The 22,086-nt window shown below is 61.0% G+C and carries 17 protein-coding genes; 10 read left to right on the top strand and 7 right to left on the bottom strand.

The window, feature by feature from the left end:
• Positions 1-7 precede the first annotated feature (7 nt).
• The 4 genes from IGW03_RS22390 to IGW03_RS22375 all read left to right on the top strand — a co-directional run bounded on the left by IGW03_RS22390 (position 8) and on the right by IGW03_RS22375 (position 3,034).
• Positions 8-550, top strand: coding sequence for a cupredoxin domain-containing protein (locus tag IGW03_RS22390; protein ID WP_228535940.1), 543 nt, complete (start codon positions 8-10; stop codon positions 548-550).
• A 161-nt stretch (positions 551-711) separates the two neighbouring features.
• Positions 712-1,047, top strand: coding sequence for a copper-binding protein (locus tag IGW03_RS22385; protein WP_194724755.1), 336 nt, complete (start codon positions 712-714; stop codon positions 1,045-1,047).
• 302 nt (positions 1,048-1,349) lie between these two features.
• Entirely contained in the window at positions 1,350-1,766 is a 417-nt protein-coding gene (locus IGW03_RS22380) for a secondary thiamine-phosphate synthase enzyme YjbQ (RefSeq protein WP_194724754.1), read from the top strand.
• A 113-nt stretch (positions 1,767-1,879) separates the two neighbouring features.
• The gene (locus IGW03_RS22375; RefSeq protein ID WP_194724753.1) at positions 1,880-3,034 is read left to right on the top strand and encodes a GGDEF domain-containing protein; all 1,155 of its coding nucleotides are present in this window, start codon (positions 1,880-1,882) and stop codon (positions 3,032-3,034) included.
• A 47-nt stretch (positions 3,035-3,081) separates the two neighbouring features.
• Here the strand turns inward: IGW03_RS22375 and IGW03_RS22370 are convergent, their stop codons facing one another.
• From IGW03_RS22370 to IGW03_RS22355, 4 genes are all read right to left on the bottom strand, one after another.
• Positions 3,082-4,959 (bottom strand): potassium transporter Kup, encoded by a 1,878-nt coding sequence (locus tag IGW03_RS22370; protein ID WP_194724752.1) that lies wholly within the window; start codon positions 4,957-4,959, stop codon positions 3,082-3,084.
• Positions 4,960-5,212: 253 nt separating this feature from the next.
• Positions 5,213-5,605: a Cu(I)-responsive transcriptional regulator gene (cueR, locus tag IGW03_RS22365; RefSeq protein ID WP_194724751.1), complete on the bottom strand. Its 393-nt coding sequence runs from the start codon at positions 5,603-5,605 to the stop codon at positions 5,213-5,215.
• Positions 5,602-8,076 carry a heavy metal translocating P-type ATPase gene (locus IGW03_RS22360; RefSeq protein WP_194724750.1) on the bottom strand — a complete coding sequence of 825 codons (2,475 nt, stop codon included), beginning with the start codon at positions 8,074-8,076 and terminating at the stop codon, positions 5,602-5,604. Before IGW03_RS22360 ends, cueR begins: the two co-directional genes overlap by 4 nt.
• Positions 8,077-8,288: 212 nt before the next feature.
• Positions 8,289-8,948: an HAD hydrolase-like protein gene (locus tag IGW03_RS22355; RefSeq protein WP_194724749.1), complete on the bottom strand. Its 660-nt coding sequence runs from the start codon at positions 8,946-8,948 to the stop codon at positions 8,289-8,291.
• A 312-nt stretch (positions 8,949-9,260) separates the two neighbouring features.
• On the opposite strand from IGW03_RS22355, the gene IGW03_RS22350 reads away from it, so the two are divergent.
• From IGW03_RS22350 to IGW03_RS38940, 5 genes are all read left to right on the top strand, one after another.
• Positions 9,261-10,415, top strand: a complete 1,155-nt coding sequence (locus tag IGW03_RS22350; RefSeq protein WP_194724748.1) for a BMP family ABC transporter substrate-binding protein — start codon at positions 9,261-9,263, stop codon at positions 10,413-10,415.
• A 166-nt stretch (positions 10,416-10,581) separates the two neighbouring features.
• Entirely contained in the window at positions 10,582-11,583 is a 1,002-nt protein-coding gene (locus IGW03_RS22345; protein ID WP_194724747.1) for a Rieske 2Fe-2S domain-containing protein, read from the top strand.
• A 293-nt stretch (positions 11,584-11,876) separates the two neighbouring features.
• Complete coding sequence (locus tag IGW03_RS22340; protein WP_194724746.1) at positions 11,877-13,709, top strand: hypothetical protein; 1,833 nt, start codon at positions 11,877-11,879, stop codon at positions 13,707-13,709.
• Positions 13,710-14,255: 546 nt separating this feature from the next.
• Complete coding sequence (locus IGW03_RS22335) at positions 14,256-18,302, top strand: Pls/PosA family non-ribosomal peptide synthetase (protein WP_228535948.1); 4,047 nt, start codon at positions 14,256-14,258, stop codon at positions 18,300-18,302.
• Positions 18,303-18,306: 4 nt separating this feature from the next.
• Positions 18,307-18,933, top strand: a complete 627-nt coding sequence (locus IGW03_RS38940) for a 4'-phosphopantetheinyl transferase family protein (RefSeq protein WP_194724744.1) — start codon at positions 18,307-18,309, stop codon at positions 18,931-18,933.
• An 82-nt stretch (positions 18,934-19,015) separates the two neighbouring features.
• On the opposite strand, the gene IGW03_RS22325 is transcribed toward IGW03_RS38940, so the two are convergent.
• Positions 19,016-19,603: a GNAT family N-acetyltransferase gene (locus IGW03_RS22325; RefSeq protein ID WP_228535938.1), complete on the bottom strand. Its 588-nt coding sequence runs from the start codon at positions 19,601-19,603 to the stop codon at positions 19,016-19,018.
• Between the two features lie 534 nt (positions 19,604-20,137).
• Here IGW03_RS22325 and IGW03_RS22320 point away from each other — a divergent pair.
• Positions 20,138-20,596: a hypothetical protein gene (locus tag IGW03_RS22320; RefSeq protein WP_194724743.1), complete on the top strand. Its 459-nt coding sequence runs from the start codon at positions 20,138-20,140 to the stop codon at positions 20,594-20,596.
• A 222-nt stretch (positions 20,597-20,818) separates the two neighbouring features.
• On the opposite strand, the gene IGW03_RS22315 is transcribed toward IGW03_RS22320, so the two are convergent.
• Together IGW03_RS22315 and IGW03_RS22310 are read right to left on the bottom strand one after the other, a co-directional pair.
• Positions 20,819-21,364: an SRPBCC family protein gene (locus IGW03_RS22315; protein WP_194724742.1), complete on the bottom strand. Its 546-nt coding sequence runs from the start codon at positions 21,362-21,364 to the stop codon at positions 20,819-20,821.
• Between the two features lie 184 nt (positions 21,365-21,548).
• Positions 21,549-21,758, bottom strand: coding sequence for a hypothetical protein (locus IGW03_RS22310; protein WP_194724741.1), 210 nt, complete (start codon positions 21,756-21,758; stop codon positions 21,549-21,551).
• Between the last annotated feature and the right edge of the window lie 328 nt (positions 21,759-22,086).

Below are 22,086 nucleotides of genomic sequence, written 5' to 3'. Positions count from 1 at the left end.
TGAAAAATTGGCAAAGACAGTCAAGGAACTGAAAAAGGGCAATGTATTCAAGTCTGCGACAGCGGCATTAATGACCATTGCGTTTGCGTGTGGCGCCGGTCTCGCGCATGCACACGGCAATGAGAGGCACGCCAGGAAGGCTGACTCACCTGTCTCGACTGATGAGCATGCTTTCGGAAAGCAGGGAGACCGCAAGAACACCACGCGCACGCTCACCATTGAAATGGCAGACACGATGCGTTTCGGTCCTGCCGACATCACCGTCAGGGAAGGCGAAATAGTCAGATTCATCGTGGCCAACAAGGGAAAGATGATGCATGAGATGGTCATCGGCACGATGGATGAGCTTACGGCCCATGGTGAACTGATGAAGAAGCATCCCGGGATGGAGCACGATGAACCTTACATGGCACACGTCAGTCCGGGCAAGAAGGAAGAAATGGTCTGGCAGTTCACCAAAGCTGGCGAGTTCTACTACGCCTGCCTTATTCCCGGGCATTTCGAAGCAGGAATGATTGGAAAAATCAGAGTCATCAAGGCAAAGGCTTGAAAGGCATGTCGCAGCAAGCGAAATCAGGCAGCTGATTGCCGAAAAGCCAAAAGCGAATGGCGTGACAAGCCCCCGCAAAGACCCGTATGACGTTCTGCTGGCAAAGGCAGACGGCAAATACTCTGTGTACAAGCATTACAATTGATTCAAAAGGAAGAACCATGAAAACAATCGCTCAACTGGCACTAGCCGCGGCAATCCTTGGCGTGGCGCCAATGACTTTGCATGCCGCACCCGATTCCGCTGCCGCAGCCATATCGTCCGAATCCGCGGGTGAGCCGACAGAAGGTGAAATCCGCAAGGTAGACAAAGAAACCAGGAAAATCACCATCAAGCATGCTGAACTGAAGAACCTTGAGATGCCGCCGATGACCATGGTGTTTCGGGTAAAGGACCCCGGCATGCTGGACAAGGTCAAGCAAGGCGACAAGGTCAGCTTCGTCGCAGCAAAGGTTGATGGTCAATTTACCGTGACCCGGATCGACGTCAAGCAGTAACGTCGCCCTCTTCCGGCACGCGATTTTCCGCGTGCCCGTGATATGCAGTCCTCATGGGGTTTCGATCCGGGTTCGCCTAAGGCCTGTTTGAAATCCTGCCGCGCGGCGTGATCTTGACACTGGTCGCGCGGTCTACTTCACGTACGCGCGAGCTCTTCGTATCAGGCGCAAGCCGCTCGCCGCAGTCTTCAAACAGATAACACTGCCATCCTTGTCTCCGGATTGCGCCGCTTTCACATTGCAAGGAATGCCGCCGGAATCTTGTCGAGATTGTTTGCGTGAAAACTGCCAGAATATCAAGCATGGCCCATCAATCCACTCTCGAATTTTCCGTGTCCGGACGCGGCACCCGCGACATTACCAGCGCCGTCGCCAAGGTGGTCGAGGAATCGGGCATTCAATGCGGCATCGCCCATGTCTTCGTGCAGCACACCAGCTGCTCCCTGACGATTACGGAAAACGCCGATCCGGATGTGCGGCGCGATCTCGAGACCGTCATTTCCCGCCTCGCGCCGGACGGCGATCCGGCCTACCGGCATGATCTGGAAGGGCCGGACGACATGGCGGCGCATGCGCGCAGCGTGCTGACCGATACCAGCCTGACCGTGCCGGTGGGCGCAGGCCGGCTGCTGCTCGGCACCTGGCAGGGCATATTCCTGTGGGAGCATCGTGCCGCACCCCAGCGGCGCAAGGTCGTGGTGACCGTGCTGGGCGTCTGAATCCGTTCAATCGGCTCAATTTCATGCTGTTCAGGATTCCCATGAACATGGGATTACGCTACCCTGTTTGTCGCATACTATATTTCCATTAAGAAATTACTCCATTCCTGAAGATGCTTGGTACAAAAGAAGCATTTCTCATTGCCGCGCTGCTCTGCTTCCTGATGTTTTTGGTGGTTTATTCAGTCAATGAAAGCAGGGTCAGCGGCGTGCGTGAATTATTGCTGGGGAATGTCTTCGGCATGGCGGCCTATATCCTGTACGCCTTCGGCAAGGAACTGCCGCCGCTGTTCGCCTACGAAGTCGCCAACGGCGCCTACACCGCGGCCAGTGCGGCGACTCTGGTCGGCTACCGGCGCCTGACTTGCCGTACCATCCGCCCGCCTTGGTTGGTCGCCCTGGTGGCGGCAGTCATGGCGTCGATTGCGCTGTGCCATTACGTCATCGACTCATTCACCCTGCGCACGCTCACGGTGTCCCTGTCGCAGGCCGGCATTGCCGCAGCGATCGGGCTGACCGTGGCATCGACCTGGCGCACGTGGCCTTCGTCGCGCTATCCGCTGCTGTTCATCATCTGCATGTGCGTGCTCATCACGGGCGGCCATCTTTTCCGCTCGGTCACGCAGCTCCTGGATATCAATGCGCCGTCCCACCTGCTGGAACCGACGGGCTGGAATGTGCTGATATTGTCGGCGGGGGCTTTCATGCTGCCTGTGCTGACGCTGGGCGGCCTGCTGCTGGCCCACCGTACCATCGTTTCCGTGGCCGAAGACGCGGCCAACCGCGATTTCCTGACCGGCGCCTGGTCGCGCCGGGCTTTCTTCGATATCGGGCAGCGGGAGCTCGACAGGGCCAGGCGCTCCGGTAATGCACTGGCGCTGCTGCTGATCGATCTCGACAACTTCAAGGCGCTCAACGATACCGGCGGCCACGCCGCCGGCGATGCCACCCTGCTGCGTTTTGCCGCCGCATCGAACGGCACGCTGCGTTCAATCGACTACCTGTCCCGCCTCGGCGGCGACGAGTTCGCGGTCCTGCTGCCCGGAACCAGCTTCGATGGCGCCGTGTCGGCAGCGAACCGGCTGCTGATGCAGCACCCTTGCGCCGACCAGCTGAACGCCCCGGCTCCGGTCACGCTCAGCATCGGGCTGGCGATTTCGCGCGACGACGATACCCTGCACACCCTGCTGCAGCGGGCGGACAAGGCCTTGTATGCGGCGAAGGCGCAGGGCCGGAACCGCCTCGTGGCCGACGACCTGCCGGCATAACTTACGCGGGAGCGGACCGGCATTGAAGCCGCTTGCAGGCCCGCGCTTCAGATCTCCACCTGGGTGCCCAGTTCGATGACGCGGTTGGCAGGGATCTTGAAGAAGTCGGCGGCGTCGCGGGCGTTACGCGCCATCGTCACATACAGCGATTCGCGCCATAAGGCCATGCCGCCGCCGACGGTAGCGAGAATCGTATGCCGGGCGATGAAGAAGGAGGTCTCCATCGGCTCGATTTCCAGCCCGGCTTTGGTACAAAGCTGCAGCGCGTGCGGAATGTCGCGTTCATCCTTGAAGCCGTAATACACATTGACCTGATAGCACTCGTGGCCGAGCGGCACGACGCGGATGCGCTCCTGCTCGGGTACGCGCGGAATGTCGGTCGCATGCACGGTCAGGAAGATGACCCGCTGGTGCAGCACCTTGTTATGCAGCAGGTTGTGCAGCAGGGCGTGCGGCACGCCGTCGCCCTCCATCCGGAAGTAGATCGCCGTGCCGTCCACGCGGTGCGGCGGCGCGATGAACAGCGAGGTCAGGAAATCGTCGAGCGGTATCAGGTGGCGCCGAATGTTGTCGAACACCAGTTCGCGGCCTTTTCTCCAGGTCAGCATCAGCGTCACCATCAGCGCGCTGATCACCAGCGGGAACCAGCCGCCGCTGACGATCTTCAGGCTGGTCGAGGAAAACAGGCTGATGTCGATCGCAAGGAAGAAGGCGGTGGAGGCCAGTATCACTGGCAGCGGAAATTTCCATCCGTGCCGCACCACGAAAAAGGTCAGCAGCGTGGTGATCAGCATGGTGGCGGTGGCGGCGATGCCATAGGCAGAAGCCAGGGCGGACGAGGAACCGAAGCCGACTACCGCGAGCACCACCGCGGTCAGCTGCAGCCAGTTGACCACGGGAATATAGATCTGGCCGATCTCGATTTCCGACGTGTAGATAATGCGCATGCGCGGCAGGAAGCCGAGCGCGATTGCCTGCTGGGTGACGGAGAAGGCACCGGAAATGGTCGCCTGCGACGCGATGACGGTGGCCATGGTCGACAGCACCACCAGCGGATAAATGCTCCAGGAGCCGAGCTGATTGAAAAACGGGTTGGTGGCCGCGCCCGGATTGGACAGCAGCAGCGCCCCCTGCCCCAGATAATTCAGCGCCAGCGCTGGAAAAACCGCGGAAAACCACGCCAGCCGGACCGGTTTGCGGCCGAAGTGGCCCATGTCGGCATACAGCGCTTCCGCGCCGGTCAGCGCCAGTACCATCGCGCCCAATGCAACGAAGGCAAGCCAGCCGTTGCTGGCCATGAAGCGGAAGGCATGCAGCGGATTGAATGCCGCGAGAATCGCCGGATTGCCGACGATGTTGATGACGCCCATGGTCGCCAGCGTGCCGAACCACACCAGCACGATGGGGCCGAACCAGCGACCGATGCCGGCCGTGCCGCGGCTCTGCAGCGTGTACAGCCCGACCAGCACGGCCAGCGTGATCGGAATCACGTAGGGTTCAAGCGCGGGCGTGGCCACTTCCAGGCCTTCGATGGCCGACAGCACGGAAATGGCCGGCGTGATGACGCCGTCGCCGAAGAAGAGGCCGGCGCCGATCATGCCGAGCAGCATCACCGGATAATGCATCCGCGAGCGCTGCGTGACCGACGACAGCGCCAGCGCGGTCAGTGCCATGATGCCGCCTTCGCCGCGATTGTCGGCCCGGAGCACCAGCGTCACGTACTTGAGGGAAATGACGATGATCAGGCCCCACAGGATCAGCGAGACCACGCCGATGATGTTCGCCTGGGTCAGCGCAATGCCGTGATGTTCGTCGAACACCTCCTTCATGGTGTAGAGGGGGCTGGTGCCGATATCGCCGTAGACGATGCCGATGGCGGCAAGCGTCAGCGCGGCAAGGCTGCTCTTGGGGGAAGCTGTCGTCAAGAAATCCTCGTTTTCCTTCGAGTTCGGGAGGCCGACCGGTCACGGCCGGCGGAAAAAGCCCTATCTTAAAGCGTCGCGCCAAGCGCTTGTTTGCGGCAAACAAATATCACGCTGTTCGCTGCGAAAACGCATCGCCTGCCTTCAGTGTTGGAGGCCGGCGATGGAACAACTTTGTTGCAACCTAAGCGATAGATCAGCAGGCGGCCTTATCGACTCGGGAGATTCATTGACTACACTGCCGTCTCCGCTTCCCTCACGCCCGCTTGGCCAGGTCATCAATAATCGGACACTCGGGCCGATTGTCGCCGTGGCAGCAATCAGCCAGATGATGCAGCTGGTCGCGAATGGTCTGGAGCTTTTCGATATCCCGGTCGAGCTCCTCGATGTACTGCCGCGCCAGCGTCTTCACGTCGGCGCTCCGGCGGCCGCGGTCGCCCCACAGTGCCAGCAGGGTGCGGATGCGTTCGACGGAAAACCCGAGTTCGCGCGAGCGCTTGATGAAGCGCAGCGTCTGCACTTCATTCGGCCCGTACTGGCGGTAGCCGGAATCGGTTCGCGCCGCCTGGCCGATCAGGCCCACGCTTTCGTAATAGCGGATCATCTTGGCTGTCACGCCGGAGGCGTTTGCCGCTTCTCCGATATTCATGCCGCACTCCTTTCCATCGTATTCGAGACCCCGGTGTCTGCCGCAGCGGGTTTCCAGCGCTTGAGCAGCAGGGCATTGCCGACCACGCTCACCGAACTCAATGCCATCGCCGCGCCGGCGATCACCGGATCGAGCAGGCCGAAGGCCGCCAGCGGTATGCCGACCAGATTGTAGATGAAGGCCCAGAACAGGTTTTGCCGTATCTTGCGGTAGGTCCTGCGGGAAATGTCCATCGCTTCCGCCACCAGCGCCGGGTCGCCGCGCATCAGCGTGATTCCGGCCGCATGCATGGCCACGTCGGTGCCTGTGGACATGGCGATACCGACATCGGCAGCAGCCAGCGCCGGCGCGTCGTTGATGCCGTCGCCGACCATGGCCACCTTGTGTCCCCCTTGCTTCAGTCCGGCCACCACGCCGGCCTTGTCGGCGGGCAGCACTTCGGCGCGGAAGTCCTCGATGCCGACCGCCCTGGCAACCGCAGCGGCGCTTCCGGCATTGTCGCCGGTGAGCATGACCGAGCGTATGCCCTGCCGATGCAGCCGGACCACCGCCTCGGCGGCGGCCGGCTTGATCGCATCGCCAAAGGCCAGCAGGCCGGCCAGGCGCAGCTCACCGTTTTCGGAGACGGCAAGCCATGAAACCGTGCGCCCTGCCTGTTCATGGCGCCGTGCGGCCTCTTCCAGCGAGGCGAGCGGCATCCGCAATTCCTGCATCAGGCGCCGGTTGCCCAGGTACACCGTCATGCCGCCCACGTCGGCCTGGACGCCTCGCCCTGCCAGCGCCCTGGCATTGGCCGCTGCCGGTGCGGGAATGCCGCGCTCTCCGGCAGCGGCTTCCACTGCCTTGGCGAGCGGATGATCGCTGTACTGCTGCACCGCCCAGGCGAGCGAAAGAAGACTGTCTTCCGTCCGGCCTTCCGAAACTTCGATGGCGGCCACCGCCGGCTTGCCCACGGTCAGCGTGCCGGTCTTGTCGAAGGCAACCGTAGTGACCGCATGCGCGGTTTCCAGTGCTTCCGCATCCTTGATCAGGATGCCGTATCTCGCCGCCACGCCGGTGCCGGCCATGATCGAAGTCGGGGTCGCCAGCCCGAGCGCGCATGGACAGGCAATCACCTGCACCGCGACCGCATTGAGCAGCGCCTGCTCCCAGTCGCCCGTCAGCAGTCCCCACGCCAGCAGTGTCACAACGGAAATCAGCAGCACAACGGGCACGAACACCGCACTGACCTTGTCCACCAGGCGCTGGATCGGCGCCTTGACCGCCTGCGCATCCTCTACCAGCTTGATGATCTGCGACAGCATCGTCGCGCCGCCCACCGCTGTGGCTTCGATCACCAGCAGGCCTTCGGCATTGACCGCGCCGCCGGTGACCTTGTCGCCGATGGTCTTGCTGACAGGCAGGCTTTCGCCGGTCAGCAAGGACTCATCGAGATGGCTGCTGCCTTCGAGCACCTTGCCGTCGACCGGTACCCGGCTGCCGGGCCGCACGACCAATACGTCGCCAACCCGAACGGATGAGACCGGCACCGGCTTTTCCAACACGCCGCTGCGCAGGATGGCCTCGGTGGGACGCAGGTTTTCCAGCGCATGCAGCGCGGCGACCGTCTGCCGCTTGGCACGCATTTCCAGCCACTTGCCGAGCAGCACCAGCGTGATCACGACTGCTGAGGATTCGAAATACAGGTGCGGCGCACTGCCGTGGACATCATGCCCGGTATTCGCCAGCAGCAGGTAGACCGACAGGCCATAGGCAGCGCTGGTGCCGATTGCCACCAGCAGATCCATGTTGCCCGACCGCGCCAGCAGGGCCTTCCATCCGGCACGGTAGAAGCGCGCCCCCAGCCAAAACTGCACCGGCGTGGCCAGCGCCAGCTGCCACCAGCCCGGCAGCATCCAGTCGCGGCCGGCCAGCATGCCGAGCATCGGCGCGACCAGCGGCAGGCTGAGCAGCGCCGAGACGGCAACCGGCCACCATGCGGGGAGTACCATGGGGCCGTCCCTTGCAACGTCCAAGCCACCCTGCCCTTCCGGCACATCGAGCGCGGCTTCATAACCGGCCTTGCCCGCTGCCGCGATCAGTGCCTCCAGCGGCACGCCGACCGCGCTGACCTGTGCCTTTTCGGTGGCCAGGTTGACCGAAACATCGGTGACGCCGGGCACCTTCTTGAGCGCCTTCTCGACCCGCATCACGCAGGACGCGCAAGTCATGCCGGAAATGGAGAGGCTTACGCTTTCTGCGGGCACCGCATAGCCGGCCTTGGCAACCGCCTGGGACAGGTTTTCCGCGTTAACCTCGCGGCCGGCCCTGACCGTTGCGGTTTCCGTGGCCAGGTTGACCGAGGCCTGGCGCACGCCCGGCACGGCCTTGAGCGCCTTTTCCACTCGGGAAACACAGGAGGCGCACGTCATGCCCTCCACCTTGAAGGACAGGTCTGCGGTGTCGGCTGGTTCGGCCAGGCTGGTGTTCATGATGTTCTCCACACGATGGGACGACTAGATGGTGAAGATAGACCTTCCAGTGATTGGAAGGTCAAGAGGGAATTGTACGCGTCTGCGTGGTTTACGCTGGCAGATGTCCGAGTGCAGGCAATCAGGCAATTCCTGGTTGCCTGATTGCTCAGAATGCAAGAATGGAAAATCGTTATTGACGAAGGGTGTGAAGCAATGAAGCGCCGTCTGGCTTATTGCGCCGCCAACCCGCCCAGCAATGCCGGCGCAATATCATGAACCTGCCGAAACAGATAATCCGGCATGACCGACGCCAGCACGTCGGCCCGCGTATAACCCCAAGTCACAGCACCGAAGCGCAGACGTTCGCCGCGCGCCGCTTCTGCATCGCGTACTTCGTCGCCAATGCACAGCGCATGCCGGCGCTCGACACCCATCGCAGCAAGCATGCGTCGCAGCTTGCTGCGTTTGCCGAACAGCGATGCGCCGCAGGCGTAGCATTCGATCAGGCCGGCATGTTCGGGGCCGAGCACGGCGCGCACATTGGCTTCGGAATTCGAGCTCAGCACGGCAAGCTTCACCTTTTCCTGGGCGAGCGCCCGCAGCATCGGGCCGACGCCGTCAAACAGGGGGATGTCATCGATTTCCCTGGCCATCATGCCCCTGAAATCCGACGCCACGCGCGGCACCTTCCAGAGCGGGATGCCGACATGGCGCATGATCTGCTTCGCGTCGAAGCCGCGCAGCGTCTCCAGGTCGTGGCCGGCGATCGGCTTGAAGCCGTGACGGCTGGCGAGGACATCGAAGCTGCGGATGAAGAATGGGAAGGAGTCGGCAAGCGTGCCGTCGAAGTCGAAGATGACGAGTCTGGGTCGGCTGGAGTCTTCTGTCATGTCGGTTGCCTGGCATGCACGAGCCGCCGCGGGCTCAACTGCCGCTCTGCATACTGATCGGGATGGACGGGATTCTACCCTGACCAGGCATGCCTGCGCGAAGGCACATCTTGCTCCGTCTTCGTGCATGGACGCGCCGTACGAGGCGCTTCCTGCAAGGTGCAGCGTTTGAAACCATAGATACCGCACCGTACCAGTGCTTTTCAATGCGTTGTATCATGCCGGTTCGCGCAGGCGACTGGCTTGGAACTTGCTATGCAGCACCGATGTAGTAATGAATGTCTTCACGAGTATCAATCATCAGGGACCCTTATGCTGGATATCAAAAAACGTAAAACGCTCAAATCCGGACTTGCCATTGCCGGATCGGCATTGATGCTGATCGCCTGCGGCAAGAAGGAAGAATCCAAGCCGGCCGAATCATCCGCGGCGCCTGCGCCTGCAGCGGCTGCCGCCGCAGCAGCGGACCCGCTGAAAGTCGCCTTCATCTATGTCGGCCCGGTGGGCGATGCCGGCTGGACCTTCGCCCACGACAATGCGCGCAAGGCGGTCGAGGCGGAATTCGCCGGAAAGATCACCACCACCTTCGTCGAAAAAGTCCCCGAAGGCGCGGACGCCGAGCGCGTCATCCGCGACCTTGCCTCCCAGGGCAACAAGCTCATCTTCGGCACCACCTTCGGCTACATGGAACCGATGCTGAAGGTGGCCAAGCAGAACCCGGACATCAAGTTCGAGCACGCGACCGGCTACAAGACTGCGCCCAACATGGCGGTCTATGAAACCAAGACCTACGAGGGTGCCTATCTCGCGGGCGTCATCGCCGGCAAGATGACCAAGTCCAACAAGCTCGGCGTGGTCGCCTCCTTCCCGATTCCCGAGGTGATCCGCAACATCAATGCTTATACGCTCGGCGCGCAGTCGGTGAACCCCAAGGTCACCACGCGCGCGATCTGGATTTCGAGCTGGTTCGATCCGTCGAAGGAGCGCGATGCGGCGCTGACCATGATCAGCCAGGGCGTCGACGTGCTGATCCAGAACACCGACTCGCCCGCCACGGTGCAAGCCGCCGAGGAAAAAGGGGTGTATGCGTTCGGCTGGGATTCCGACATGTCGAAGTTCGGCCCGAAGGCGCATCTGGCCTCCGCCATCATCAACTGGACGCCTTACTACAAGCAGTCCATTCAGTCGGTGCTGGACAACAAGTGGAGCAGCGGCGAGACCTGGTGGGGCGTGAAGGAGAACTCGATCGACCTGGTCAGCCTCAATCCCGCGCTGCCGGATGAAGTGAAGAAGGTCGTGGCTGACAGGAAGGCTGAACTTGCCGCCGGCAAGCCCATCGTGTTCACCGGCCCCATCGTCGACCAGTCGGGCAAGGAAGTGGTCCCGGCCGGCAAGGAAGCCGAGGTCGGCATGCTCAAGGGGATGAACTTCTATGTAAAGGGCGTGGAGGGTTCGATTCCGAAATAAGCTGCGCGAGCAACGAAAGCAACGCAGCTGGCTGCGGCGCGTCCAGCATGCCGCCGCAGCCTGGCTTCGGGACGGAGAAATTCCAACTTTGTACCAACGTAGTACAACTTTGTAAAAACATTCGTTCCCACTTTGTTAATCCACCTGCCCATCGGCGACTCCATTCATGACCGACGAACTTCTGCTGAACGACTGGCACCCGGTTGCCGCTGCCTCTACCCTGCAAGCCGGCACGCTGCTGCCGGCGCGGTTGTTGGAGCAGGATCTGATCGTCTGGCGCAGCAGCGACCGCGCGGTGCATGCCTGGGATGACCGCTGTCCGCACCGCGGCGCCAGCCTCGCGCTCGGCCGCGTGGCCGAAGACAGGGTGGTATGCGCCTATCACGGCTGGCAGTTCGACGCGACCGGCCAGTGCCGGCTGCAGCCGGCGCATCCGCGCGACACGCCGCCGAAGGCCGCCTGTACCCGCCGCTTTCATGCGCAGGAAGCCTTCGGGCTGGTTTGGGTTTGCCTCGGGCAGCCGAAGCGGGCGCTGCTGCCCTTCCCCGAGCATGCCGATCCGGGGCTGCGCAAGGTGATCTGCGGCCCGTATGCGGTGCATGCCTGCGGGCCGCGCATCATCGAGAATTTTCTCGACATGGCGCATTTTTCCTTCATCCATACCGGCATCCTCGGTGATCCGGCCCATACCGAGGTACCCGACTACAAGGTCGCGCCCTTCGACGACGGCCTGGGCGAGCAAGGCATGCAGGGCGTGATCGCAACAGAATGCTTTGCCTACCAGCCGCTTTCCAACCTGCTGTCGGACAAGGGGTCGATGGTCGAATACACCTATCGCGTGGTGCGGCCGCTGTCGGCCATCTTGACCAAGCTGCCGCAGCAGCAGGACGGTTACACCGAAGCGATCAGCCTGCATGTGCAGCCGGTCGACGAAGAGCATTGCCGCGCCTGGATCATCCTTGCGATGACCAATTCGGCGTCCGGCGACGACGAACTGCGCGCCTTCCAGGACCGCATCTTCGGCCAGGATCTGGCCATTCTCGAATCCCAGCGCCCGAGGCGCCTGCCGCTGGACTACGGCATCGAAGTGCCGCAGCGCGCCGACCGGCTGTCTGCCGCCTACCGGCGCATGCTGCGGGAACTGGGCATGACCTACGGCGTGATGTAGCGCAGCGCCGGATTCGATTTCCGTCCGTTTTCTTCCTCCGGCAGGCGGCTTTCCCTGCCGCAGGTTCATGCCTGTAAATCATGTCTTCAGGCGATGGAACTCTTCCCGCTGCCGCGCCACTCATGCCGGATGGACGGAAACGGAAACCTTTCCGGCGGCCGCCCATGCGTTGCAAAACTCCTGCACTTAACTGCAGGAGGGAACCAGCCTGGCAGCCGCAATCACCCAATTACGTATAAGAGCGTAGACAGGCGTGCCTGCCGATCAATGTCGACGTCTTCAAAGGAAAGCGAATGGCCAAAATCACGGGATTACCAGCCCAGAACGTCATCAACAACGCTGTCTCGCAGGATGCCAAGCCCGCCGCCGGCGCCTCTTCGCCGGAAGAGGTAAAGCCTGCCGTCCCTTCGGCGGATAAGCGGCCGCATTCCGGCAATGCAGCAAGCTTTTGGCGATCCAGAATTTCGCCTGCTCCGCCGGGCTTGTCGGAGCCGGAAGCGGCAGGAAGCTCTTCCCGCTCATCTCAGGAAATACTGCGCAGCGACACGAAAAAGCCTGGAGCCAGGACCGGGCGTCAACAGGCTACCAGTGCGATCGTTTCGAGATTGCTGAACCAGAAGACGGCGATTCCGTTGGAGTGGGTACCGGGAGCAGGCCCGCTGCCCGGCACGCCCGACCTAGACTGGAACAGCATGAAGCCGACGGGGAAATTGCTCGGTAGCGGCAACTCCGCATGGGTCGTGGGTGTCAAGGCCATGCGGCGCGATGGGCCTGCGGGCCAAGGGAAAAAAGGCGCCTCAGGCACCGAAGTACGACTGGCCGCCAAAATCCTGAAGGGAACTGCTCCGAATGCTCCGCACATCGGCGAAACGGAAACGGCGGACAGACTTGCCGAAGTATTCAATGGCTATCGCAGCATCATCGACGCGAAACACGATGGCAAGCCGCTCGGTACGCATCCGAATCTATGTGAAATCTATGGCATCGTGACCATGAACGTAGAGGGTGTTCCAATGCATGCCATGCTGATGGAAGCCATCCCCGGCCGCGATGCCAAGGCCGCCGCCAACACGCTTCGCCGGCACCGGGAAACAAACTCTTTGACAGAACGTGAATACTGGGGAGCGATCCAGTATCTTTGCGACGGCTTGCTGGCGGCTGTCGCACATGTCGAGAAATCAGGAATTGCGCATGGGGGCTTCAACCTGGAGGACATCCTTGTGCGAAATGACGGCACCGTCAAGGTGATCGATTACGGACGTGCAGGCAAGGCTGGCGACAAGCCGTTCGACGTCACAGCAGCCTACATGTCGGCCATGGGAAAACTCCGTGATGCTGTTCCGGCTGCGCCAGGTGAAGCAAAGGGCAAAAATCTCGTTACTGACCGGATGCTGGCTCCCGAAGAAGCGCAAGCCGTGCTGAGCGAGGTGTTTGCGCTGGAAGAAATCGGAGGCCAGAGAGAAAATCACGCCCGTCCGCTGCCGCGCACGGATAGCCGCCGCATCGCAAACAGTGCATTCCTGCATGAACATCGGAGAACGCACGGCGCAGGCAATCCTTCAAGCACTTATGCGGAGAAGGATTCCACGCCGCCTTCGCTTTCGGCTTTTCTTGAGCAGCCAAATTTTCAAAACTATGCCGCTCTGCAGCAGCATTACCAGGGCGTGCGCGGGCGGGAGCAAACGATCAACGAGGTACTGAGCTCGCTGCCGGAAAAGGCACTGGAAGCACTTAAACAGGAAATCACTCACACGGTCAGCACAAAAGGAGAAACTCTACTTGCGAAGGGAGCCTGGTTGACCGGGTTGAAGTCCCATCTTACAGCCGGGACAGAAGACGGAATCAGGCAAGCGGCCGCATCGCAATCGCTGCGGACAAAACAAAACGACGGCAAGGAGACTGCAATAGAAGCCGTGCTGAATTCGGTCGGCAAATCGATTGAAGATCTTCGTCTCTATATTGCCGAAGCAGGTTCGCTGTTTGCCGCTTTGAACGCAGTATCCCACCCCTTGACCCCTGTGGACTGGAAAGGAGTCAGCGAGGTCGGCAGCTTGACGAAGTTTGCTCTCAAGCTGAGGGCGGAGCACCTCGGAATACAACAGGTCGCGCTATTGGCAAAACAATGACAAGCCCACCGTGATGCAAAGCCGGCATACGCGTCCATGCCGAATCGTCACTGCGATGCTCCTGACAATAAGCTGACAAATCATCCCTCCTGCAATCATCCGCTCACCTGCCTTGCCGCCGTCTGATCAGTGTGACAGCAGACGCCGGCATGCGTCGATTTTTGTCCGTGCTCCGTCAACGGAACGAATCGTCTTGCGTTAGATCAGAATCCGTCTATCGGCGTGCCGTACTGCAATGGTTCGGCACGCCGTTAGGAAGAACACCGGAAACCATCGGTGTTCGGCATTTATCGACGCCGTACGAAAGACCCAATGTTCAGTATGACAACAGGCCTGCATGCCGGGGCGAGCTGATGGAGCAGATGTGGCCCCCATGCCCATGCAGGCGAGCCTGCATATGCGGTGTGCTCACATGCCGCTCGGCTCGGTCCAGGTCTTGTCTTCGCACCTGAACCAACAGCTCCTCGTCTTCCGCTCATCTTCCCCAGCGCTATTGCAAAGCTTTCAATGACCGCATCTCTCCAGACCGACCTGGTCGACCTGTCAATGCCTTCATCGCCTTCCCCGCTTCACGGGTTTGCGCGGCCCGAGATCCTGCACGGTCCATCCGAACCGAGTCTGATCAGAAAGGAAATCCTGGCCGATCTGCTGGAAGCGACCGCTGCCCGACTTCCCGAACAGACCGCGCTGATCCATGGCGAGAGGCGCCTGAGCTATCGCGAGCTGAATGCGCAGGCCGACTGCGTCGCGTCGCGCCTCATTGAAGCCGGCGTCCAGCCGGGGCAGATCGTCGGCTTGTGGCTGCCGCGCGGGATTGATCTTCTGATCACGCAGGCGGGGATCGCAAAGACGGGCGCGGCATGGCTGCCGTTCGACGCCGATACGCCGGCCGAGCGCGTTGCGGTCTGCCTGAACGATGCGCAGGCAACGGGTCTCGTCAGCTGCAGCGAGTTCATTGCGCCGATGCATGCGGGCGGCGACCCCGCCGCTTCATGGAGCGGCACGGCATGGACAGCGCAAGCCCTGCTCGCTCCGGCATCAGGACAGCTGCGCAGGCGCACGCTCGCTTCGCCCGCCGATCCGGCCTATGTCATCTATACCTCGGGTTCGACCGGCAAGCCCAAGGGCATCATGATCACCCAGGGCAGCATCTGCCATTTCCTGCGCAGCGAAAATGCGATGCTGGGGGTCAGCGAACAGGACCGCGTCTACCAGGGCTTCTCGGTCGCCTTCGACATGTCGTTCGAGGAAATCTGGATCAGCTATCTGGTCGGCGCTACGCTCTGGATCGCCCCCAAGGAAATCGCATCTGATCCCGAAGCCCTTCCGCGTGCGCTCATGGAACAGCAAATCACGGTGCTGCATGCGGTGCCGACGCTGCTTGCCTTGTTCAACCAGGATGTACCCAAGCTGCGGCTGATCAATCTCGGCGGCGAAATGTGCCCGGAAGCGCTGGTGGCGCGCTGGGCGCGTCCCGGCCGCCGCGTCTTCAATACGTATGGCCCGACCGAAGCCACGGTATCGGCCAGCCTGGCGGAACTGCACGCCGGCGAACCGGTCACCATCGGCCGGCCGCTGCCCAACTACGGATTGCTGGTCATCGATACCGCCATCGAGAAAGGCCTGTCCCTGCAGCCGCGCGGCGAGGTGGGAGAACTCTGCATCACCGGTCCCGGCGTGGCTGCCGGCTACCTCGGACGTCCCGAACTCACGGCGGAAAAATTCCTGCCCAATCCCTGGGCGACCAATGAACACCAGACGCGGCTCTACCGCACCGGAGACCTGGCGCGCATCGATGCCGACGGCCGCGTGCAATGCCTAGGCCGCACCGACGACCAGGTCAAGATTCGCGGCTTCCGTGTGGAGCTGGGAGAAATCGAAGCGGCGCTGACGCGCCAGCCCGGCGTGGGCACCGCCGCCGTGGTGCTGCGGCAGGACGACGGCATCGACCAGCTGGCAGCCTATCTGGTCGCGGACAGCGACGAGCAGCTTTCGACAGCCGCCCTGCGCAGCGCACTGTCGGCGACGCTGGCTCCGTACATGGTGCCGGGCAGCTATGAAGTGCTTGCCGAGATGCCGCGCCTGACCTCGGGCAAGATCGACCGCAAGGCCTTGAAGGCCCGCCCGCTGGCACAGGCGCCGGTTGACGGCACGAACGCAGAAAGCGACGTCCCGGCCTCACCGGAGGAAGAGGCGCTGTTCGCCGCGCTGGCCAAGCTGTTCCCCGGCCAGCCGATCCGCCGCAGCGCCGATTTCTTTTCCGACCTCGGCGGCCACTCGCTGCTGGCCGCGCGCCTGGCGTCGACGCTGAGGACCGATCCGCGTTTCGCGCATGTGACGGTGCGCGACATTTATCAGAACCGCAGCATCGAACGCATCGCTCAGGCGATTGCAGCCGTTCAGCCGAAAGCCGCCCAGGTCGATACCGAATGGACGCCGCCGAGCGCATTCAGGCGCTGGCGCTGCGCGCTCGCGCAGGCCGCGGCCGTGCCTGCACTGGTATCGATCCGGATGGGCCAGTGGCTGGCGCCCTTCTTTGCCTACCATTTCTTCACCGGTGATCCGGGCGATTCCGTCCTGCGGGCCGTTGCCGTATCGATTGCCGTCTTCGTGGCGGCCACGCTGCTCGAATTCGCGCTGGCGATCGGCGGCAAATGGCTGATCGCCGGCCGCCTCAAGCCGGGCAAGTATCCGCTGTGGGGCATGACTTATTACCGCTGGTGGCTGGCCGACAGGCTGGTGGAGGCGGTGCCAGCCTACCTGCTGACCGGCTCCTCATTGCAGGCATGGTGGCTGCGGGCGCTGGGCGCCAAGGTCGGTGACGATGTCACGATCGGATCGATGACGATAAGGTCGCCCGATCTTCTTTGCATTGGCGACGGCGCAAGTATCGGCAATGCAGTCAATTTCGAGAATGCCCGCGTCGAACGGGGCATGCTGCATCTCGGCGCGATCGACATCGGCCCCGATGCCTGCATTGGTTCCTACGCGGTCCTGGAGGGCAATACCTCCGTCGGCGCCTTCGGTCATCTGGAAGGACAGTCTGCATTGAGCGACGGCAGGTCGGTACCCGCGGAACGCATCTGGAAGGGATCTCCCGCCGCCGATGCCGGCGCCTTCGATCCTTCGGACAATCCGCCCCGCCCTGTGGCCTCACGCAAACGCCGCGCCGGCGAAACCGCCTTCTTTGCCGTCGGCGCGCTGCTGGTATCGGTGCTGTTCTTCCTGCCGGTTTTCCCCAGCTTCATGCTGATCGACTGGCTCGATACCGGCAGCCACTTCACCTGGCTGCAGGGCAACGGCATCGCGTGGCAGCTTGCGCGCTACTTCGTGCTCGCCTTCCCGGCCACGGCGGTGCTGGTGGTATGCACCCTGCTGCTGTCGGCGCTGATCCGCTGGAGCGTGCTGCCGCGCATGAAGCCGGGCACTTGGCCGGTGCACAGCAACCTGTACTGCCGCAAATGGTTCGTCAACCAGATTCAGGAATCCAGCCTGAACGTGCTGCACGGCCTGTACGCGACGCTTTATGCCTCGTCCTGGTACCGGATGCTCGGCGCCAAGGTGGGCCGCAACGCGGAGATCTCCACGGCGCTCGGCCTGGTACCCGACATGCTGACGCTGGGCGACGATACCTTCATCGCCGATGCCGTCATGCTGGGCGACGAGCGCATCGACGGCGGCTGGATGACGATGAAACCCACGGAGGTCTCGCGCCGCAGCTTCGTCGGCAACGGCGCCTATATTCCCGACGGCACGCTGCTGCCCGAGAATGTCCTGATCGGCGTGCATTCGACCGTGCCGGACAACGCCGCCATCCGCGACGGCGACACCTGGCTGGGCTCTCCGCCCATGCACCTGCCGGCGCGCGAAGAGACCGCGGGATTCCCCGAGAAGCTGACCTTTCGTCCGTCGCCGCTGCGCCGCCTCGCACGCGGACTGGTCGAAGCCTTCCGCATCATCGCGCCGCACGCCATCGTGATCGCGGTCGGCTATACCATCGTGCTCGACGTGATGCCGCTGGCCGGCGCCGGACGCTGGCTGGAAGCCGTTGCCGACTTGACCATGGCCGGCCTGGCCTACGGCGCGGGCACCTTCCTTTTCGTCGCCCTGCTGAAGTGGACGCTGCTGTACCGGTATCAGAAGCGCAATGCGCCGATGTGGACGCCATTCGTCTGGCTGTCTGAAGCGGTGACGAATCTCTACGAAGGCATTGCCGTGCCCAATTTCATGCGCTACCTGCGCGGCACGCCCTGGCTGCCGCCGGCCTTGAATCTGCTGGGTACCCGCATCGGGCGCGGGGTGTACATGGATACCACCGACATCACCGAATTCGACTGCGTGCGCATCGGCGAGTACAGCGAGATCAATGCGCTGTCTTGTCCGCAGACCCACCTGTTCGAGGACCGGGTAATGAAGATCGACGACGTGAACATCGGACGCTGCGTCTACATGGGCCCGCGCAGCGCCGTGCTGTATGGCGCGAAGGTCGAGGACCATGCGCGGCTCGGCCCGCTTACGCTGGTGATGAAAGGCGAGCATATTCCATCCGCCACGCGCTGGCACGGCTGCCCGGCACAGCCGGAGAGGGACTGATTCCGTGCGGGGTGCTCCCGTCGAGGTTTATCCGTGGCCGCTGCCGGAAGGGCTCAAGCTGCGCGAGATCGCCGCGGACCCGCTCGTCGTCAGCGTCGCGACCGCCGACTCGGCGATACGGCACGATGCACGCGCAAAAATACGCGCGGCCCTGCGCGACGTCCTCTCGCTGCAGCATGCGGTGCCGGCCGAATTGGTAGAACTGGTGACGCAGCCGGGCCAAGCACCGTACGCCGTGGTGCGCGGCATGAAAGTCCACCTGTCGATCAGTCATGAACCCGGCTGCTCGATCGCCGCTCTCAGCCGGCACCCGGCAGGCGTAGATCTCATGCGCGTATCGGCGATGCCGGACTGGGAAGCGGTGATGCAGGATTACCTGCCGCCGGAAGCGGCAACGCGCATTCGACGACAGCCGCCTGACCAGCGGGAGCGGGCATTTGCGCATGAGTGGACCGCGCTGGAAGCCGCGCTGAAATGTCTGGGCATGGCGCTTGAAGAACAAAGCCAAGCCAGGGATGCCCGGCTCGGCACCTGCAAGCTGCGATCTCTGGATTTCTCGCGATGCGGCGGGTGCCGCAATGAATATGTCGGCACCCTGGCCGATCTTGCCGAAACTACCAGGCCGGCCTGAGCTTCCGGCACCAGGCTTGAAGCGGTGAAAGAGTCAGGCCGAGAGGCTGCACATCGCAGCCCATAAGCCCAGGCGGTATGCGTCAGGCACGCTGTTCCCGCCACATGTCGTACGACAGCCGGTACAGGCAATGCCGGCGCAGCGCATGACCTTCCGGGACTGCGGGATGGTCGAAGTCTTCGCGCAGATTGCGGCGCATGCCGAGCCTGCGCATCACCGCCTGCGACGGTTGATTGGACAAGGCGGTAAAGGACACGATTTCCTCCAGCGCCAGCTTCTCGAAACCGAAACGCAGCGCCCCTTCCGCGGCTTCGGTTGCATAGCCCTTTCCCCAATGGCTGCGCGCCAGCCGCCAGCCGACTTCCGTGCATGAGCCGAAGGGCATGTCCGGCATGGTTTCCCGCAGCCCGACGAAGCCGATGAATTCCGCATGGCTGCGGGTCTCCACCGCCCAGAAGCCCCATCCGTCGCGTGCGATGAGCTGGCACAGGCGGCCGGCCAGCGCATTGCTCTGCTCGACATTCAGCGGCGCGGGGAAATGCCGCATGACCTCTGCATCGGCATTCATTGCCGCGAAAGGCATGAGATCGCGTTGCTGCCATTGCCTCAGGATCAGGCGTTCGGTTACCAGCATGGCTGGTTGGTCGATATCCATTGCATTACTTGACATTGTCTGTTTCTCTTACGAGCCTGAAAGCGTTCGCACCGTATCCCGGACGCGGGAAGACCGCTTTCGCAGGCGGCGCCATAAAAGTACGGGGCAGGGGATTTTACGCTGGAACTACTGATGTCAGCCGTCTGGAACGAGATTGCGCAGGATATTTATGGCTGCAAGTATGTACAGCCATGGTTTAAGGGATGGTCATCGATTCTTGCAAGAACAGCGCTTCTGCTGGCGTGCGTCTCATGACTGCTGCAGTGAAATGTTGTAACTGAATGCACTGTCGTCAGGAACTTTATCGTCGGCTTCGCCACACAAAAGTACTAAGCGTTAAATTTTTTACATATATTCATGTCGGATCAAGCGGTTCCATGACATAGCGCTTCACTGCAGAGAGGTATTCTACCGGGTATCAGAGAAAGCGATCGAACCGCTTGGCGATTCAGCATAAACCTGAGCAAACCGGCAAAGCAGATAGTGATATCTCGCCTGGAATATATTTGATTAAAAAACCTTTTTTAATTTCAAATTGGAGAGGCCTGAATGACTACAATAAATTCCGCATCCATATCAAATCCAATATCGGATTTTTTCTCAACATTACCAAAGAAGAATGAGGAAGTATTGAATTTTTCCTCAACATTACCGAAGATAAAAGGGGAAATACAAAACGTCGTTAACAAAGCCGCACCGGTACTTGCTGATGAACTGGATCGCCGTTTCCCTAATATGGATGTTGGTTACACAGAGGGAAATTTAAGAATGATTTCAGAGATGGGATACGTAAAAAACTTTAATGGCGAAAAAGTTGCGTTTTCTCCCGAAGCGAGAGAAGCAGCGAGGCAAATTTTGGAAGTAGGTGGCTTAGCTATTATTAATCCGAACGACAATAATAACTACACAAGTGCGGAAGAGCTTCGCAATTTGGTTAAATATGGGATTCCTGATAAAACATCCGGAAATGAGACTTCCCATAATTTTCAACAAGGTGATTTGAGGTAACCTGAAAAAAAGTAGAGAATCCTTGAAGAACTGGCCATTGCGACCTGCGGTTCATCGAGAAATCTCTACTCAGACGGCTGTCGGCGTATGCTTTCAGGCAGGATCCAAAGGAGAACTTGCCGGGCATTACCCATCAAGTACATGCCTTTGCTTTCCGAAACTCACACGAAGTTAAAGCAATCCTGCGATCAACGCCGCTACCTTGCTTAACGCTCTTCCAGCTTAGTGCTGCGTCACCGAACCGCGCCACGCGCCAGTCTCGCCGCCTTTGGCCTCAAGCAGCTGCTTGAAGCGCTTCAGATTTCCCTGAGTCTGCATCTTCACCAGTCCCAGGGTATCGCCGACCTGCTCATCGATGCTCTGCGGCTCGTAGTCCATCTGCAGCATGATGCGGGTGACGTTTTCATTGATCTTGTGGAAGGTGACGACGCCGGCATTGGGCACGCCGTTGATGCTGCGCCACGCGATCCGCTTGTCGGGAATCTGCTCGGTGATCTCTGAATCCCATTCTTCTTCCTTGCCGGCCACCGAAGCACGCCAGTGCAGGTGGGTGTCGTCGATCTGGCGGACCTCATGCACGCTGTCCATGAACTTGGGGAAATCCTCGAACTGCGTGAACTGGTTGTAGGCCGTGCTGACCGGCACATTGACCTCGATCGACGCAGTCGTCGAAGAGCTCATGCCGGAACCGCGATTTTTCTTGAACTGCTTGGAAAGAAGGTAGCCGCCCACTGCCAGCGCAGCCACTGTTGCTAATCTGTTGACCATGTTTTTCTCCGTAACATCGCTTTGATTGCTCAGAAGACTCTCTGAAGACCCGAAATAGAACGATTGCCGGGGTCGCACCCCCTTGTGCAGCCTGGAACCACTGCCTACTTGTTGATAAGTCGGCACCTAAAAAGTTCGCCGCAACGTTGATATCTCTTCAACGCTTTTCGATTTGCAATTGCAGTCAGGATCGGGATTGAAGACGCAGGCCGAACCAGACATAGCGCGCGTCGGCGCCGCTCGGATGTCCGCAATAGGGACAGAATAATTTCCCCAGACTATCCGGGCGCGAGATCGTCGGTACGAGTTTGACCGCACGATAGCGCAGGCCGCAGGACGCATTCGCGCACTGTACGATGTCATCAGGCCAGGCGGAGTCGTTTTCCTTGTACATCAAAATTTCAGGCTTTCACTGTAGTTGACGAAAGCCTAACCAGCGGTTTGGCATATAACGACAAGCCGGATGTATCAAGGGTAAATAACTGTAACCAGCAGCGACATCGATGAACATTATGTGACGTCTCTCAAGACCTCGAACTCTTCCGCTTTATCGAAGCATATGCATGCGTCGGAGCGCGGCTTCGGCCTGTTGCAGGAGGTATAACGGAATGTTGTGGATGAGGGGTAGTTGAAGAAGGCGGCGGATGCTGCTGAAATAAGGTTGTCTAGACCGAAACATTTCAGCAGAAAGGAATCCGCCACCATGGGTGACGATAGAGTTA

This window comes from Noviherbaspirillum malthae (assembly GCF_015352985.1).
GTDB classification, from domain to species: Bacteria; Pseudomonadota; Gammaproteobacteria; order Burkholderiales; family Burkholderiaceae_D; genus Noviherbaspirillum; species Noviherbaspirillum malthae.
The sequence above is the reverse complement of the archived record's forward strand: the minus strand, read 5'-3'. Positions and strand labels throughout refer to the sequence as shown.

What these genes read in the sequence shown, in the direction of transcription:
- IGW03_RS22385 (WP_194724755.1), top strand. Translation starts at nt 712, where the DNA reads ATGAAAACAATCGCTCAACTGGCACTAGCCGCGGCAATCCTTGGCGTG.
- IGW03_RS22380 (WP_194724754.1), top strand. Translation starts at nt 1,350, where the DNA reads ATGGCCCATCAATCCACTCTCGAATTTTCCGTGTCCGGACGCGGCACC.
- IGW03_RS22375 (WP_194724753.1), top strand. Translation starts at nt 1,880, where the DNA reads ATGCTTGGTACAAAAGAAGCATTTCTCATTGCCGCGCTGCTCTGCTTC.
- cueR (WP_194724751.1), bottom strand. Translation starts at nt 5,605, where the DNA reads ATGAATATCGGAGAAGCGGCAAACGCCTCCGGCGTGACAGCCAAGATG.
- IGW03_RS22360 (WP_194724750.1), bottom strand. Translation starts at nt 8,076, where the DNA reads ATGAACACCAGCCTGGCCGAACCAGCCGACACCGCAGACCTGTCCTTC.
- IGW03_RS22355 (WP_194724749.1), bottom strand. Translation starts at nt 8,948, where the DNA reads ATGACAGAAGACTCCAGCCGACCCAGACTCGTCATCTTCGACTTCGAC.
- IGW03_RS22350 (WP_194724748.1), top strand. Translation starts at nt 9,261, where the DNA reads ATGCTGGATATCAAAAAACGTAAAACGCTCAAATCCGGACTTGCCATT.
- IGW03_RS22345 (WP_194724747.1), top strand. Translation starts at nt 10,582, where the DNA reads ATGACCGACGAACTTCTGCTGAACGACTGGCACCCGGTTGCCGCTGCC.
- IGW03_RS22340 (WP_194724746.1), top strand. Translation starts at nt 11,877, where the DNA reads ATGGCCAAAATCACGGGATTACCAGCCCAGAACGTCATCAACAACGCT.
- IGW03_RS22335 (WP_228535948.1), top strand. Translation starts at nt 14,256, where the DNA reads ATGCCTTCATCGCCTTCCCCGCTTCACGGGTTTGCGCGGCCCGAGATC.
- IGW03_RS22325 (WP_228535938.1), bottom strand. Translation starts at nt 19,603, where the DNA reads ATGTCAAGTAATGCAATGGATATCGACCAACCAGCCATGCTGGTAACC.
- IGW03_RS22320 (WP_194724743.1), top strand. Translation starts at nt 20,138, where the DNA reads ATGACTACAATAAATTCCGCATCCATATCAAATCCAATATCGGATTTT.
- IGW03_RS22315 (WP_194724742.1), bottom strand. Translation starts at nt 21,364, where the DNA reads ATGGTCAACAGATTAGCAACAGTGGCTGCGCTGGCAGTGGGCGGCTAC.
- IGW03_RS22310 (WP_194724741.1), bottom strand. Translation starts at nt 21,758, where the DNA reads ATGTACAAGGAAAACGACTCCGCCTGGCCTGATGACATCGTACAGTGC.